Below are 15652 nucleotides of genomic sequence, written 5' to 3'. Positions count from 1 at the left end.
TTTCCATTGCGCGGCGTGCGGTTTCTGGATGGTCGGCAGCGACGAGGACAATGGGTTCACCTTCGTGACGTACCTCGTCGAAGGCCAGCACTGGTTGGTCCCACGTGTGGTCCAGCCCGAAACAATTCCGACCCGGAACGTCCTCGTGGGTCAGAACTGCCTCGACGCCCGGAGTAGCCAGTGCCTGGGAGATGTCGACGGATACGATGCGCGCTCGCGGATGTGGACTGCGCAGGGTCGCGCCCCACAGCATCCCGTCGACGAACAGATCGGACGAATAGGCGAACTCCCCCTTGACCTTCAGGTTGCCGTCCGGACGCAGCGGACTGTCGCCGACGCGGCCGCGGCCGGGTGCCGCGATGTCTTTCGGGGCTCGGGTCGGCGCGCTCACAGCACGTCCTCGGCCAGTGCCATCAGACGGCGGTGCGCGTCGGCACCCTCCTTGGCAACGGACTCTTGATCGACGCTGACGAGCACCTCGTTGTCGACGATCGTCCGCCCTCCCACCATGAGCCGCGCCAGCGGTGGCGTGCGCCCGTAGGCCAGAGCGACGATGGGGTCGTCGACGGCGCCGAAGAACCCGTCGGTCTTCCACAGCGCCAGGTCCGCGACCTTGCCGATCTCGATGGAACCGATTTCGTCGTGTCGGCCGAGCACCGTTGCCCCGCCGAGAGTTGCGATTTCGAGTGCCTGCCGCGCGGACAGAGCCGTGGGTCCGTACTTCACCCGCTGCATGTACATCGCCTGCCGTATCTCGCCGGCCAGCGGCACCATCTCGGCGGACGCGCTTCCGTCCACCCCCAGCCCGACCGGCGCTCCGGCCGCGAGCAGGTCCGACACTCGGGCTATACCTGCGCCGAGGCGGGCGTTCGAGCTCGGGCAATGTGCGACGCCCGTACCCGTGGCCGCCATCGTGGCGATGTCTTTGTCGTGCAGGTGAACCGCGTGGGCGAACCACACGTCCCCACCGAGCCAGCCGACCTGTTCCATGTATTGAACCGGTGTGCAGCCCATTTGCGCCAAGCAGTGCTCTTCCTCGTCCAACGTTTCCGAGAGGTGCGTGTGCAACCGGACGCCCTTCGCTCGGGCCAGTGCCGCCGATTCGACGAGCAGGTCCTTGCTGATGGAAAACGGCGAGCACGGCGCAACCGCGATGCGCAGCATCGATCCGAACGACGGGTCGTGGTAGGTGTCGATCGCATCTGATGTCGCGGTGAGAATGTCGTCGAGGCTTTCGACCACCTCGTCGGGCGGCAGACCCCCGTCGGACACCCCCCTGTCCATGGATCCGCGGCACGGCTGGAAACGAACACCGATCCGCCGGGCTGCGTCGATCTCGGCCGCGAAAAGATCGCCTCGTCCCTTGGGGAAGATGTAGTGGTGATCCGTTGTGGTCGTACAGCCCGACAGTGCGAGCCAGGCAAGGCCGGCTGCCGCAGCGCCACCGACCACTTCGGCGTCCATTTTCGACCACGGCTTGTAGAGGGCGACGAGCCACTCGAACAGCGTGTTGTCCTTGGCGACACCCTGCGAGGCCCATTGGTACAGGTGGTGGTGTGTGTTCACCAGACCCGGAGTGAGCAGGCCCCCGGCGGCGTCGATCGATTCGGCACCCTCTAGGCGAGGTGCAGGCCCGGCTCCGAGCGCCGAGATGATGCCGTCCTCGACGATCACGTAGCCGCGAGGGATTTCGTGACCGACGATGGGTGCGATGTAGGCGTTGTGAACGATCTGTCGGGTCATCGTGCGTCTGCCTTCTGTTCTGGTGCCCCGGCTTTACGGGCTGCGGCGAGCCGTACTGCGTCGAGGATTTTCTCGTAACCGGTACAGCGGCACAGATTGCCGGCGAGTGATTCGCGAATTTCTGCATCGGACGGGTTCGGGACGCGCTCGACCAGATCGTGCGCTTGAACGACGAGGCCCGGAGTGCAGAAACCACACTGCACTGCACCGCATTCGACGAATGCCTCCTGCATCGGATCCAGTGTGTCGCCGTCGGCGAGTCCCTCGACCGTGCGAATCTGCCGGCCCTCGACTTGCCCCGCCGCTACCAGACAAGCGCAGGCGGGCACACCGTCGAGGTAGACCGTGCATGATCCACATTCGCCTTGTTCGCAGGCATTCTTCGATCCGGGCAGCCCCATTCGCTCTCGCAGGAGGAAGAGCAGACTTTCGCCTTCCCAGACGTCGTCGGCTTCGAGTTCTCTACCGTTGACCGTGCATGTGACGCGCATGTCCTATGCCGCCTTTCCGTTGTCGCCGAGGTCTTTCCATGACCAGCCGAGTGTTCGTTTCGCCATGACCGCCAGTGCATGTTTGCGGTAGTTCGCCGTACCGCGAACGTCGTCGATCGGGCTCGCTGCGTCGGCTACCAATTCACCGAAACGACTGACGACGCGCTCGTCGAGTGGGCCTGTCCAGTCGAGTTCGTTCGCCAGGAATCGCTCGGCCTCGTAGGCCCGCCTGGGGGTCGGCGCGGCCGATCCGAGCCCGGTGCCCACCCGCTGCTCCGCCGGGAACAGCGCGATCGAGAACGAGCAGACCGCGATCACCATCGCATTGCGGGTGCCGATTTTCGAGAAGTACTGGGGTCCGGCCGCGGGCGCGACGTGGAAGGCCCTGATCAGTTCGTCGGGTTCGCAGCGGTGCCGCTTCACACCCACGTAGAACTCGGTCGCGGGAATCATCCGCGTGCCCCGCGCTGCGGATTCGACCTCGATGGTCGCTCCGGCAGCGAGGAGCGGCGCGTGGAGATCTCCGGCGGGTGACGCACCCCCGAGATTGCCTCCCACGGTGCCGCGATTGCGGATCTGAGGTGATCCAACGGTGCGCGACGCCTGAGCGATTCCGGGCAACTCCGCACCCAGCTCGGCGATGATGCGTACGTACGGAACCCCCGCACCGACGCGGAGTGTGCCGTCGTCGAGTCGTTCCCAGGTGGTCAGCTCGTCGATCGAGCCGAGGTCCAGGAGGGCCGCGGGCCTGTGGACGTCGAAGTTCAATTCGACCATGACGTCGGTTCCGCCCTGAATGGGAACCGCGTCGGTATCGTCCGACTTTGCCGCCAATGCGTCGGCCCAGGTGTGTGGCCGTAGGAAGTCCATGCTGCTCGCTCCAACCGAAGTACCGTGTGTGTGCATTCAGTACAGCTGCGTGGACGTCCGTGAACGAGAGACAAGAACGACGAAGTATGACGGCGATCACAGTGTAGGTTCTGGATGTTCCTACAAACAGCGAGGTAGATGGGCCAGTGAGGCTGCGCGATTTGCTCGAATCCGGCTTGGGACTCGACCCCCTGGTGGCCCCGGAACACTTCGATCCGGTGATTCGGTGGGTCGTCACGACCGACATGCTCGATCCCAGCCGCTACCTCACCGGTGGCGAACTGGTGCTCACCGGGCTGATGTGGCGAACCTGCCCAGCCGACTCGCACACCTTCGTCCGCGCCGTCGGCGCAGCCGGCGCAGCGGCTCTGGCCGCATCCGAAGGCGGGGTCGTACCCGACGATCTCGTCGAAGCTTGCAGATCGCACGGACTTCCGCTGTTCCGCGTACCGGCAGACATCGCGTTCGCCACGGTCACCGAAAGCGTGGTCCGTCAACTGTCGGCCACCCGCACCTCCGACCTGAAAGCCGTGCTCGAGCGACATCAGCGCCTCGTCTCGGGTTCCGGACCGAGCGGAGTAGGCACGCTCCTGGAATTGGTGGGAACCGAACTGGGCATGGAATGTTGGGCTCTGACCGCGTCCGGTCGTGTGCTTGCCGGGCCACAGAGCCCTCCCGAACCGACGCGTCTCGCACGCGAGTTTCTGGAGGCACGTCGACTGCCTCATTTCGTCACCGATCTCGGCATATCCCTGCTACCCGTCGACGGCGAATCGGCCGCGCGCGTCGTCGACTGGTTCATCGCCGTCAGGAACGACTGGCAGAGTTGGCATCCCGAGAAGCTCTCCCTCGCAGAGCAATTGACCTCGATCGTCGCATCCGAGAGGATGCGCAGCGACGACCGCTTGACCGGTTCCGGCGCCGTTGCACAGGAATTCGTGCGTGCGGTCGCAGCGGGCGACGGCGCTTCCGAGCTCGCCTCGCACATGCGCGTGATGGGTCTTCCTGCGACTTCTCGTTACGTGGCGGTAGCGGCCGCGGTGACGGGATCTGCGCTACGACTCGGGGAGGTGCGGCAACTGGTCCGCGAACTCACCGCCCCCGCAGAGGCCACGATCGGCGTCGTGGGCGACGAGGTCATCGCACTGGTGGAGTCGCAGGTCGACCTGACGCCTTCGATCGAGGCAGTCGTGGACGTGCTGTCGCCCGGACTCGACGGCTCGGGGGTGTCGATCGGTGTCAGTAGCCCGGTGGCGGCCGGGGACATGCGCAGTGCGATGGAGGAGGCGCGGCACGCGAGGCAACTCGCCGAGCGGCGAAACGACGATCGCTACGTCGTGGGCCACGACGAACTCGCGAGCCTCGTCCTGCTTCTCGCCGGCGTCCCCGACGACGTCCGGCGCATGTTCACCGCGCGGTTGCTGACGCCGTTGACCGACTACGACGCAGTGCACAAGAGCGACCTCGTCAGCACGTTGTCCGCATTCCTCGACGCGAACGGTTCGTGGACGAGATGCGCCGAACAGATGCACCTGCACGTCAACTCCGTTCGGTACCGCATCCAGCGCATCGAAGAGCTGACGGGGCGAGATCTCTCGAAGCTCGAAGACCGTGTCGAGTTCTATCTGGCGCTGCGACTGACATGAGTGGACCGCAGCGACTACCCATCTGATACCGATCGGTGTCAAGATCGCTGGGTGAGCACTTCCGATACCCATGTCGCCTCCGGCCGACCGTACCGCGGATCGTCCCCCGATCAGCGGAAAGAGGACCGGCGCGAGAAACTGCTCGACGCAGCTGTCGAGATTTTCGGTACCACTGGATATCGAACCGCATCGATCGACCGAATCTGCGCCACGGCCGGGCTCACCAAGCGGTACTTCTACGAGTCCTTCTCCGGTAGCGAGGACCTTCTCGTCGCGGTGTACCGACGAGCGACGGCCACCATGCTCGCCGGCGTCACCGCTCCTACCGACGACGCCGTGTCCAAAGACGAACTATCGGACAATGCTGCCTCCGACGCGCCTGCATCGGCTGAAACGGTTCTGCGCGCGGCGTTGTCGAATTTCTTTCGAACCCTCGCCGACGATCCACGGTCGGCACGCATCGTTCTCCTCGAGGTTCTCGGCGTTTCGTCGGAGGTGGACGCGCTGTACCGACAGACCATCTCGCAATTCGTCGACGCGGTCCTCGCCTTGGCAGACTCCGTCGGTACCGCGCACGGGTTGGCAGGCCCGAACCGCCGAACCCTTGCCGTCGGACTCGTCGGCGCGGTGTTGATGATGACGCAGCAGTGGCTCCTCGCACCCGAAGCCGACACAGCCCGGGCGGAGTCCCTCGATGCCGTCATTACCGGCGCGCACACGATCCTCGGAGCGGTGGCGTTCGGGCGGCTCGATTGACACCTCAGGGTTGCCGGTAGAGCTGCTCCGCGTAGCTGGGCCCGTAATACTGCTCGAGTTGCTGGACCGTCTCGGGACTGTGCGGCATCACAGCTTTGGTCAGCTCCGCGACCGTGGGGAGCGCTGCCGGGTTCCAGGTCTCCGGCTCCCACAGCCTCGACCGCATGAACGCCTTGGCGCAATGAAAGAAGATCTGCTCGATGTCGACGACCAGGCAGAGGATTGGTCGGTGCCCCTTCACCTTCATCTCCTCGAAGAACGGCGCGTCCTTGACCAACCGTGCGCGTCCGTTCACCCGCAACGTGTCACCTCGTCCCGGAACGAAGAAGTTCAGACCGACGAAGGGGTTGAGCAGGACATTGCGGTAGCCGTCCATGCGCTTGTTGCCCGGACGTTCGGCGATCGCAAGGGTGCGGGAATCGAGAACACGGACGAGCTGACCGGCGGGATCACCCTTCGGCGACACGTCGCATCGCCCACCGGCGTCGGCCGTCCCGATGAGACAGAACGGCGACGCGGACAGCCACTCCACGTCGACGGGGTGCAGACTTGTCCGATCCTTGTTCGCGGCACGGTAACTCGGTGAGCCGAACATTGCCGTGAGCTCTTCTGCGGTGCGTATCTCTTCCCAGGTCACGACCGCGAGACTAACCCTTCCACGCGTGCGAGCGACACCCCATTCTTCGCAGGGCGACAGGCTCGATCATCACCGGTTGCAGACAGGGGTAATTCGCCGGTCAGGCGGGTGGGTGTGCGGCGGTGAAGTCGGCGACCCTCGTGTAAGCCGATTTCGGTGAGAAGTCGCGACGCAACAGCCCGAAGTTCTGCTCCGGATCCGCGAGGTTGGTACCGGAATCGCGGGTGCTGTAGACGTACGCCGGGCCGATCCACGAGTTGCCCAGCACCGCGTCCATGATGATGCCGACGGTGTCGGCCTGCACCTGCTCGGTGACCGCATTGGGCGCGGTACCGGTGGGAGCACCGAACTCCGTCAACCAGATCTGTTTCGCGCTGTCTCTTCCCGCAACCATGATGTCGCGCATCGGCCACAGCTTCATCGCCGTGTTCCACTCTGCGGTGCTCGGGTCGTTGGGCAGTGCCGGGTACGTGTAAGGGTGAAGATTGAACGCATCGAAGTACCGGTTCGCGCCGAGCCGGTACATTTCGGACAAGTACGTCGTCGGGTCGATGTTGGTGCCGTTGTTCGTAGCCGGTGCGAGACCACCGGACAGCACGGTCGACGCAGGCTGCAGTTGCTTGATCTTCTGGTACGCCGCGCGCAGCAACAGCGAGTACGCAGTCACGTCGGGTGCCGGTTTGAAGAATCCGACGATGTTCGGCTCGTTCCACACCTCCCACAGATTCATCTTGGCGCGGTAGCGCTGCACGACGGTCCCGACGAAATTGGCGAACACGTTCGGATCTGCCGGACGTGAGTGGGAGTCCCCCGACGCGGCCGGTACCCGTGCCCACTGCGGGGTGTACCCGATGATGCCGAGCGGGCACATTCCATGCGCGACGATGGCATTCAGCACCCTGTCCGTGTTCGCCCAATTGAACCGTCCACGAGTGGGTTCGATGATGGACCAGTCGATGTCGACACGGACACCGAACATTCCGGCGTCGCGCGCGAGGCCGAGCTCGCGAGCGAGGTCCGCGTCGGAAAGGGCTCCGAGACTCGCGCCCGGCGAGCCGCCTATTCGCGGCGCTGCCGACATACCCGAGCACCGTCCGTCCGCAGTAACGGGAGCCGCGTTGACGGCTGAGGGCATAGAAAAGGTGAGAACGGAGGAAAACACGAACGTGATCAGCAAGAGGACCACGCTCAGCGACGCGCGCTGGAACATCGACGGAATATAACAGTAATTCGAACTCGCACCAGCATTCAATCGGCGTAATCGCGTCGACACGAAGAGTCGACGCGTAAAGATAAATGGGTCGCTCGCCCGCAACTGCACTACCATCGGGAAAATGACTGAAGTTGTTCCCGGTTTCGACGACCGCCTCAACGAGATTCTCGAGCAGCAGGCCGCGAAAGCCGGTGAAGCCGTCGACGGCTACGTGCGACGCGCCGTCGTGACCCGGCTCGTAAAAGAACTTTCGGAGGACGAGAATTCGGAATTGGGACAACTGCTTCGCCACCTCGAGGACGCTCGGATCGAGCCGGCAACCGACGACAACGGCTCCGCCGGAGTCGCACGGCCGTTGTTCGATCCCGCCCGACTCGAGGCCGTCGCGCAGACGGGACAGATGGACAGCCCCCGCGAGGAAAGCTATGACCGGCTGGTCAAGATGGTCGCCGAGGCGTTGAGTGTGCCCTCCGCCGCAGTGTCCTTCATCGATGATCGACGGCAATTCTTCAAAAGCGGGGTAGGCCTACCGCCCGGGCTCGACGAAGCTCGGGAAATCACCGTGGATCAAAGCATGTGTCAGTACACGGTGGACGGCGGCAAGCTGCTCGTCGTCGAAGATGCTCGCCTGGACGAGGTGATGAAGAATCACCCAGCTGTCTTGAACAAACTCGCTCTCTCCTACATGGGCGTCCCTCTCACCGACGACAACGGCCACGCGGTCGGCACCTTGTGCGTGTGGGACGAACAGCCGAGGCAATGGACAATCGGGCATCAACAAATCCTGCAGGATCTCGCGTGGATCGTTCGCGAACGCGTATTCGGTTGAAATGGGTTTTTACCGAACACCCGCCCCGTAAACCGCTCGGCGAACCGGATTGCGGTTGCTTTTGCGAAACACGATCGGCAATGCAAATGTTCACCCGGTACCGTTCTCTGGGCTAGCCTTTAGCAGTGCTTGGAATTCGAACTAGGTCCCATACGGAAGTCTGACCCGTGTCGAAAACACTGGAAACGCCCGCTCCGACGTCGTCGAGCACACGCCGAGAAGTGCAGTCCAGGCCGCGCAGCCTGACCGACCGGCTGCGCGTCGACCCGCTGCACACCGTCATTACCATCGCGGTAGACATACTCACGGCAACCCTCGCGGTCGCCGAGGGTTTGCTGTGGCGAACCGGCAGTCTCACCGAATACGGCGTGCTGCCCTGGCTTTTCGTTCCGGTGCTCATAGCGATACTGGGTGCCAAGTCCATGTATCAACGCGGTCTGCGGCGAAATTTCCTCGACGAATTCGGCCCGGTCGAAACCTCGGTTGCGTTCGCCACGCTGGCAATCCTGACACTGATGCTGATTGCCGATACCGAATACCGACCGGGCGCCTTGATGATTCGCATCTGGATCTGCGCCGCGGTATCGCTCGCGATCGGACGCCTCATCCGCGTGGTCCTGCAGCGACGTATCCGCAGCAAGTACGGTTCCGCAGCGCCCACGTTGGTCATCGGCGGTGGACCCATCGGGCATCAACTCGTCACCCGTATGCGTCAGTTCCCGGAGTACGGGCTGCATCCGATCGGACTCGTCGACAAGACGCCGGTCGCGCCGGTGGATCCGAGCGCACCCGAGTACATCGACGTGCCGTATCTGGGCACCCCGGACGCGTTCGAGATGATCGCCCGAACCACCGGAGCCGAAGAAGTCATCGTCGCGTTCGCCGACGTCGAGCACGAGCATTTGGTGTCGGCCATGCGATCCGCACACAAGCTGGGCATGCGCGTGTGGGTCGTACCGCGCCTCTTCGACACCGTCGGCAGCAAGGCCCGCGTCGAACACCTCGGCGGACTGCCCCTGATGGTGCTGCCGCACGTCGATCCGAAAGGGTGGCAGTTCGTCCTCAAGGGTGTCATGGACCGAATCCTCACCGGCATCATGCTCCTCCTGCTCTCCCCCGTGTTCCTGGTCTTGATGCTTCTGGTGCGGCTCAGTTCGCCGGGCCCGATCTTCTTCGCGCAGGAGCGAATCGGACGCGACGGCATTCCGTTCGACTGCCTGAAGTTCCGTTCGATGCGACCTCCCAGGGCCTCCGATGCCGAGTTCGTGCGCACCGAAGGCGCCGCACCCGGTGGCGTCGAGGGTGTCGACCGCCGCACCAAGATCGGCAAGATCATGCGGCAGACGTCGCTCGACGAACTACCGCAGCTGCTCAACGTTCTTCGCGGCGACATGAGCCTGGTCGGACCTCGGCCGGAGCGTCCGGAGTACGTCGATCTGTTCGCAATGCAGATCCGCCGCTACGGTGAGCGCCACCGCGTCAAGGCCGGCGTGACGGGCTGGGCACAGGTGCACGGCCTACGCGGCCAGACGTCCATCGCGGATCGCGCGGAGTGGGACAACTACTACATCGAAAACTGGACGGTTTGGCTGGACATCAAGATCCTGTTCCTGACGGTGCTGGCAGTCCTCAAACGCGCCGAGGACTGAGCAACAGTGCAATCCGCGCTCGATCCTGACCTACGCCCCCGTCCTGGGCATTCGTGATCGTCTTCATCGGCATTGCCTTCGCAGTCGCGCTGGTGCTGGCGGCCGCCTATCTGATTGCCGCCGCCATCGTTCGGCGGCCACAGCGTGGCCTTCTTCTCCTCGCCGCAGCGGTGCCGTTGAACGGTCTGTTGTTCCTCCTTCCGCTGCCCGGCATCGTGTCCGGATGGAAGGAAGGCCTGGTGCTGTTCACCCTCGGCTGCGCGTGGGTTCGCCGGATAAGACGCCGCTCCGAGTACTCCCCGCCGCTGCTCATGCCATGGTGGCCCGCTGCTGCGCTCTACCTCGGTTTCGGTTGCATTTCGGCCCTCGTCACGTTCGGCCTGGTCGGCGCATTCGGCATCAAGGTGACCTTCTTCTACGTGCTGGTCGTCGGTGTCCTGTGGCTCGCGCCGTTCGACGCCAAGGACCGCGACGACCTCGTCACCATCCTCATGGGCATGGGTGTGTTCACGTCGGCGGTAGGCATAGTGCAGTTGATCGCCGGCCCGGCGGCATTGGTGTCGCTCGGCTACGAGTACGGCACTCAGGTACGTACGTCGGGTGGTCTGTTGCGAACCTTCAGTACGTTCAACCTTCCGTTCCCGTTCGGGCTCTACGTGATGCTCTCGTTGCTCGTCGGCGGCTCGGTTGCGCTGGCCGATCCGCAGCGCCGCCGAAACATGCTCTTCCTCATGGCAACCCCGATAATGGTCGTGGCCATGGCGAGTTCGATCGTGCGCGGCGCGATCCTGGGATTGGTGGTCGGTGCGATCTACTTGATCGCCATCCGGTTTCGATATCTCGCGGTCCCGCTGGCCCTCGCCGGGGCCTTCGTTGCCGTCGTCGTTCCGTTCGTTCCGAAGATTTCCTCGGTGTTCTTCTCGTCGAGCAGCCTCGGGCAGCGAGGAGACGGATGGAACAACATCATCGCAAGCATTCTGGTGCATCCCCTCGGTACCGGCCTCGGTTCCAGCGGTGCAGCAGCAGACCGAATATCCACCGCGGCGGGCGTCGCCTTCACCGAAGGCGGATTGTCCACCAATTACCAACCGGACAACTACTACGTGAAGGCAGCGTTGGAGCTCGGCCCGATCGGCTTGTGGGTGGTGGTCGCTCTACTGGTCACCACACTGCTGTGGTGCACCCGCCTGTCCCGGGCACTACCGGGCCGAGACGGCGCACTCGCACTGGGCGTCGGGGCGTCCATCGTCGCCGCGATGTTCGCGAGCCTCGTCTCGACCTACTTCGAGATCTTTCCGATCGATGTATATTTCTGGCTACTGTTAGGGGTGGTGGGATGCGCAGCGGCGCAACACAGTTCGTGTACGGAGCACTCGCGCTCCGGCCCGGCGGAAGCGGCGTTCAGACGTACATCCGCGAACTTCTGAACGAATTACCGGGGCAAATTCCCGACGCGGATCTGGCGGCCGTCGTTCAGCGCGATGCGGTCGACGAGTTGCCGCCCGGGGTACGCCCGATGCCGCGGCGGGTGGCGGACGGTTCGGTTCGGGCCGTCCTCGGTGCCCTTCCGGTCGGCTCGTGCGATGTCGTGCACGGACTCGACGTCGACCTGCCGCTCGTCACGGGCGCCTTCAAAGTGGCCACCGTGCACGACCTTTCCGTCATCGACATGCCTTCGGCGTCGAGCCGGTTCCGTGCGCTCGGCGAACAGCGACTCGTGCGCCACACCCTGCGGCGAGCAGATCTTCTCATTGCCGTATCTCAGTTCACGGCCGATCGCATCAAGGAGATCAGCGGCCGAGACGCGGTAGTGGTCGAACTCGCGCCTGCCGCATGGGCGACGCCGCCGTCGGCCGCGGATATCGAAGCCGTCCGGACCAAGTACGCCCTGCCGGAGAAGTTCGTACTGCAGGTCGGCACGGTCGAGCCCCGGAAGAACGTCCAACTCGTTGCCGACGCAGCCGAGCGGCTGGGAGTGCCGTGCGTCTTGGCCGGTGCAGGGTCGACGGGTCCGGATGCGCCCACGTCGTCGGTCGGCCTCGGCTACATCGATGTCGCCGACCTGCCCGGTCTGTACGGAGCAGCAACCGTCACGGCGTACGCCTCGCGGTACGAGGGATACGGATTGCCACCTGTCGAGGCGATGGCCTGCGGTGGTGCGGTGGTTGCCAGCGCAGTCGGCGCACTGCCCGACGTCGTCGGCGACGGGGCGGTGCTGCTTGCATCGGAGCGCGTGGACAACTGGGCCGACGCCATGAGGCCACTGCTGTTCGACGAGCAGGCGCGGGATAGCCTCGTGGCCGACGCGCTGAAGGTCGCCGACGGTCTGTCGTGGCGCCACACCGCCGAGAAGACCGCGAACGCGTACCGGGATGCCGGGGTTGTTCGATGACCGAAGGGCCCGCTCCCGACGGCTTGGAGACGGCACCGGACTATCGAGCGATCGCCGCCGACTCCAAGGCAGCCGCGCGCGCCACAGCTGCAGTGCTGGCAAGCCGGGTCGTCGTCGCAGCACTGGGATGGATCGGCAGCGTCGTCGTAGCCCGGTCGCTGAGCCCTGACGGATGGGGCCAGTTGAGTTTCGTCTTCGCGCTGCTGGGTCTGATGTCGGTGGTCACCGACCTCGGCGTGGGACGAGTCGTCCTGGCCCGACTGATGGACGACGACGGGGAGGAGATCAAACGCACGGCGTCGTCCTTCCTCGCTCTCCGTTTCGCACTCGGACTCCTCGGATACGCGTTGGCAGTCGGTTACGTTGCAGCGCTCGGCTACCCGAGCGAAGTCCTGTTGGCGACGGCCGTCGGAGGCCTCGTCGTCGTGTTCGCGACCCCGAGCCACGCGCTGTCCGTGCTGTACCAGAGTCGCCATCGCATGCTGCTGGTTGCCGTCGCCGAGAGCGTCGGACAGGTGCTGCAATTGGGGCTGACGATCCTCGCCGCGGTGTTCGAACCCACCTTGCTCATCTTCGTTCTGCCCGCGGTCGCCAACGAAATCTTCAAGCTGGTCACCAAGGGCTTCGGGATAAGAAATCCGTCACTCGGACTCCGCCCGTCCCGACACGTCGAGTTTCGTCGGTGGATTCCCTACCTGAAGGAGGCCGTTCCGCTCGCCATCGGGTTCGCATTGACTATCGCGATGCTGAAGATCGACGTGCTGATGCTGAGCCTGCTCGATTCGTTCGACGCCGTCGGCCTGTACTCGATCGGCTACAAGTTCTCGGACATGATCGATACGTTCGCGCTGGCCGCCGTCGCACCGGTGAGTACGCTGCTGATCGCTTCGTGGCCTCACGACCTGGGCACGTTCCGTTCGCGCTCCCGTTCGTCCGCCGCGCTGTTCGCGGTGTTCGGCGCAATGTCGATCGCGGCGTTCTGGCCGTCCGCCGAGCCGCTCATCCGGCTTCTGTACGGAGAGAGATTCGTGGAGGGATCGAACGCTGCACGGCTTCTCGTGCTCGGCGCCGCATTGATGTCGTTGGTGCTGCTCGGTATCTTCCTGCTCGCCTCCGCAGGTAGGCAGCGCCATTACCCGCTGGTCGCACTGTTCGGCCTCGCCGTCAACGTCGGACTCAACCTGGTCCTCATTCCGCGCATGTCGTACAACGGTGCAGCAATCTCCACCGTGGTCACGATCGTCATCACCGTCGTCCTGTTGTGGATCGTGATTGCCCGCAGCATGCCGGTCCAAGGCCTGCTGCCGGTACGCTCGATCATCCTGTTGGTCGTCGTCACAGCAGTGACTACAGGAGCGGGTTACGTTGCCGTGCAGTCGTTTTCCGCACTATGGTTCCCGATCTCGGTGGTGGCCGCGCTCCTCGTGGGCACGTCAGTTTACGGATCCGCCAAGCTGGGCATCATCGAATCACCGCTGCCCGCAGGCGAAAAATCACCCCTGCCCGCAGGCGAAAAATCACCCCTGGCCGCAGGCGAAGAATCACCGCTGACCGCAGGCGAAGAGGAGCCGAAGTGACGCCATTCGTACAGGTGCGCGGTCGGCAAGCGTCGATTTCATTCGACTGCGCGTCGGCGGACACGACGAAAGCCGACGCCATGACTGTTTCAGCCGATCATTTTGCGCTCGTGGGCTTTTCGCCGTACGCGTCGCCCACCACGGAACTGTCCGGTAGGTCGGTTATGCTCGGAACCGTCCCACTCCACCGCCGGCGTTTCACCGGAACAGTCCGTCTCGACGACGTAAGGAGATTCGGTTGGTGCACGTAGACAGCGCCACGCACCGGAGTGATGTTCCTCCTTCGATAGACCTCGCCGGACACATGCGAGAACTGGGACGAGCGTTGCTGCCCGCGTTCGTGATTGCGGTGCTCGTCGGAACCGCCGTGTTCTATGTGCGCAGCGAACTCACGGAGAAGCAATACTCGGCTTCCGTCGTCACCGAGATCAAACCCAGTCAGACGCTCGTGCCGGGTGACGCGTTCATCGAGCAGTTGCGTGCCCCGTTCGTGGAATTGGCCATGGACGGCGACGTTCTGGACGACGTCGTCGGTCAGGTCGGTACGGATTTGACGGCATCTCAGCTGGGCAGCAGTATCGCGCTCACCCCGGGTACGTCGCCTGCGCTTCTCACGTTCGAGGTCACCGCCGAATCGCCGGACCTCGCGCTCGAACTGGCACGTTCGTTGGTCTCGACGGTGTCCGAGGCATCTGCAGCGAACTACGCGCGCGATGCAGCGAACCAGGTCGAGCAGGTGCAGGCGGCCATCGCGGCCGAGGAAGCGAGACTCACAGCACTGCCCCCGGACGATCCGCAGCGAGCCGGTGCGCAGGCTCAGGTCACCGAGCTCCGATCACAGCTCAATACCCTGCAGAGCGGCCGCGGCGACCAACTGGTCGTTCTCGCGAGCCCCGAGCAGAGTTCGCAGCCGGTCTCTCCGAAGCCCCTGTCGGAGGCACTCGTCGCCGCGCTGGCGGCACTGATCATCGCAGCGGAGCTCATCGTGCTTCTTCGAGGACGATTCGGGAAGAAGCCCAACCGATCCTGGGCTCGCCGTACCGCGAAGAAGACGGGCGCGATGTACGACACATCCTTCGCGGACACGTTCCCGCCGATCTTGGTCGCCAAGATCGACGCACTTTCGAGTGAGGGCAAGACGGAGTCCACCAACGCGCGACACTCTGCGCAACCGCGTGACTCCATCGTCGTCGTTCTTGTCGGCGACGACGCCGCATACAGTGCGCCGCCCACCTATTCGTCTGATCAGCGACCGCAACGCAATGCCGTGATCACCATGGGGCTAACGGACGAATGGTGGCGAGCCGTGGACGTCGCCGATGTCGACACGATCGTGGTTCTGTTGTCGAAGGGCGGAAAAGACAAGAGGGAGGCCGAGCGGACACTTCGACGGATCGCCGAATTCGACCGTCCTGCCTACCTGCTGCTGCAATCGAAAAGCCGCAACCGCCCCACCACTCAGAACACGACGTCTCAGAATACGGAGGTCGACAGCAATGCCGGCTGACAGACTCGCGCTCGTGCACGAGCGATTCACCGAAATCGCCGGCTCCGAACACGTTATGGAGCAACTAGCCATTCACTGGCCGCAGGCCAACGTGTTCGCGCCCATCGCCCGCGAGCAGGGTATCCCGGCGGGAATGACGAAGCCGCCCACGACCACCTGGCTGAACAGCGTGTACAACGCCATCGGGCAGCGCTCGTATGCACCGGTCCTACCGATGGTCCCCATCGCCTTCCGACGTATGGACTTGAAGAGCTACGACGCAGTGGTGGTAAGTCATCACGCGTTCGCAACCCAGGCGGTCTTCGCCACCGACGCACCCGTCGTCGCTTATGTGCACAGCCC

General features: G+C 64.1%; 13 protein-coding genes and 2 pseudogenes. 9 read left to right on the top strand and 6 right to left on the bottom strand.

The features are described from left to right. The 4 genes and pseudogenes from WBQ44_RS00840 to WBQ44_RS00825 all read right to left on the bottom strand — a co-directional run. Positions 1-391, bottom strand: a pseudogene (locus WBQ44_RS00840) (xanthine dehydrogenase subunit D); the annotation flags it as partial. Further along, a complete protein-coding gene (locus tag WBQ44_RS00835; protein ID WP_495564842.1) occupies positions 388-1743 on the bottom strand; it encodes an 8-oxoguanine deaminase in 1356 nt (451 codons plus the stop codon). The pseudogene WBQ44_RS00840 and the gene WBQ44_RS00835, both read right to left, overlap by 4 nt. Then, on the bottom strand, positions 1740-2234 hold the full coding sequence (locus tag WBQ44_RS00830; RefSeq protein ID WP_495564841.1) for a (2Fe-2S)-binding protein: 495 nt from the start codon (positions 2232-2234) through the stop codon (positions 1740-1742). Before WBQ44_RS00830 ends, WBQ44_RS00835 begins: the two co-directional genes overlap by 4 nt. Before the next feature lie 3 nt (positions 2235-2237). Beyond that, entirely contained in the window at positions 2238-3104 is an 867-nt protein-coding gene (locus tag WBQ44_RS00825) for an FAD binding domain-containing protein (RefSeq protein ID WP_495564840.1), read from the bottom strand. Positions 3105-3250: 146 nt separating this feature from the next. On the opposite strand from WBQ44_RS00825, the gene WBQ44_RS00820 reads away from it, so the two are divergent. Together WBQ44_RS00820 and WBQ44_RS00815 are read left to right on the top strand one after the other, a co-directional pair. Continuing rightward, a complete protein-coding gene (locus tag WBQ44_RS00820) occupies positions 3251-4750 on the top strand; it encodes a PucR family transcriptional regulator (RefSeq protein WP_495564839.1) in 1500 nt (499 codons plus the stop codon). A 51-nt stretch (positions 4751-4801) separates the two neighbouring features. Further along, entirely contained in the window at positions 4802-5506 is a 705-nt protein-coding gene (locus tag WBQ44_RS00815) for a TetR/AcrR family transcriptional regulator (RefSeq protein WP_495564838.1), read from the top strand. 4 nt (positions 5507-5510) lie between these two features. On the opposite strand, the gene WBQ44_RS00810 is transcribed toward WBQ44_RS00815, so the two are convergent. Together WBQ44_RS00810 and WBQ44_RS00805 are read right to left on the bottom strand one after the other, a co-directional pair. Beyond that, complete coding sequence (locus tag WBQ44_RS00810) at positions 5511-6143, bottom strand: pyridoxamine 5'-phosphate oxidase family protein (protein WP_495564837.1); 633 nt, start codon at positions 6141-6143, stop codon at positions 5511-5513. Between the two features lie 100 nt (positions 6144-6243). Then, positions 6244-7353 (bottom strand): endo-1,4-beta-xylanase, encoded by a 1110-nt coding sequence (locus WBQ44_RS00805; RefSeq protein ID WP_495564836.1) that lies wholly within the window; start codon positions 7351-7353, stop codon positions 6244-6246. 124 nt (positions 7354-7477) lie between these two features. Here WBQ44_RS00805 and WBQ44_RS00800 point away from each other — a divergent pair, with 124 nt between their 5' ends. The 7 genes and pseudogenes from WBQ44_RS00800 to WBQ44_RS00770 all read left to right on the top strand — a co-directional run. Further along, positions 7478-8185 (top strand): GAF domain-containing protein, encoded by a 708-nt coding sequence (locus WBQ44_RS00800; protein WP_495564835.1) that lies wholly within the window; start codon positions 7478-7480, stop codon positions 8183-8185. Positions 8186-8352: 167 nt separating this feature from the next. Beyond that, entirely contained in the window at positions 8353-9834 is a 1482-nt protein-coding gene (locus WBQ44_RS00795; protein ID WP_495564834.1) for a sugar transferase, read from the top strand. A gap of 56 nt (positions 9835-9890) precedes the next feature. After that, a complete protein-coding gene (locus WBQ44_RS00790) occupies positions 9891-11261 on the top strand; it encodes an O-antigen ligase family protein (RefSeq protein ID WP_495564843.1) in 1371 nt (456 codons plus the stop codon). Beyond that, the gene (locus WBQ44_RS00785; RefSeq protein ID WP_495564833.1) at positions 11171-12226 is read left to right on the top strand and encodes a glycosyltransferase family 4 protein; all 1056 of its coding nucleotides are present in this window, start codon (positions 11171-11173) and stop codon (positions 12224-12226) included. Before WBQ44_RS00790 ends, WBQ44_RS00785 begins: the two co-directional genes overlap by 91 nt. Continuing rightward, a complete protein-coding gene (locus WBQ44_RS00780; RefSeq protein WP_495564832.1) occupies positions 12223-13803 on the top strand; it encodes an oligosaccharide flippase family protein in 1581 nt (526 codons plus the stop codon). The genes WBQ44_RS00785 and WBQ44_RS00780 overlap by 4 nt, the downstream gene beginning before the upstream one ends. Positions 13804-14044: 241 nt before the next feature. Continuing rightward, entirely contained in the window at positions 14045-15310 is a 1266-nt protein-coding gene (locus tag WBQ44_RS00775; protein WP_495564831.1) for a YveK family protein, read from the top strand. After that, positions 15300-15652, top strand: a pseudogene (locus WBQ44_RS00770) (glycosyltransferase); the annotation flags it as partial. The gene WBQ44_RS00775 and the pseudogene WBQ44_RS00770, both read left to right, overlap by 11 nt.

It is taken from the genome of Rhodococcus sp. (in: high G+C Gram-positive bacteria), assembly GCF_049591685.1.
In the GTDB taxonomy this organism is placed as follows: Bacteria; Actinomycetota; Actinomycetes; order Mycobacteriales; family Mycobacteriaceae; genus Rhodococcoides.
The sequence above is the reverse complement of the archived record's forward strand: the minus strand, read 5'-3'. Positions and strand labels throughout refer to the sequence as shown.

Excerpts from the sequence above, each read along its gene's own strand:
- WBQ44_RS00835 (WP_495564842.1), bottom strand. The coding sequence starts at position 1,743 with ATGACCCGACAGATCGTTCACAACGCCTACATCGCACCCATCGTCGGT.
- WBQ44_RS00830 (WP_495564841.1), bottom strand. The coding sequence starts at position 2,234 with ATGCGCGTCACATGCACGGTCAACGGTAGAGAACTCGAAGCCGACGAC.
- WBQ44_RS00825 (WP_495564840.1), bottom strand. The coding sequence starts at position 3,104 with ATGGACTTCCTACGGCCACACACCTGGGCCGACGCATTGGCGGCAAAG.
- WBQ44_RS00805 (WP_495564836.1), bottom strand. The coding sequence starts at position 7,353 with ATGTTCCAGCGCGCGTCGCTGAGCGTGGTCCTCTTGCTGATCACGTTC.
- WBQ44_RS00800 (WP_495564835.1), top strand. The coding sequence starts at position 7,478 with ATGACTGAAGTTGTTCCCGGTTTCGACGACCGCCTCAACGAGATTCTC.
- WBQ44_RS00785 (WP_495564833.1), top strand. The coding sequence starts at position 11,171 with ATGCGCAGCGGCGCAACACAGTTCGTGTACGGAGCACTCGCGCTCCGG.
- WBQ44_RS00780 (WP_495564832.1), top strand. The coding sequence starts at position 12,223 with ATGACCGAAGGGCCCGCTCCCGACGGCTTGGAGACGGCACCGGACTAT.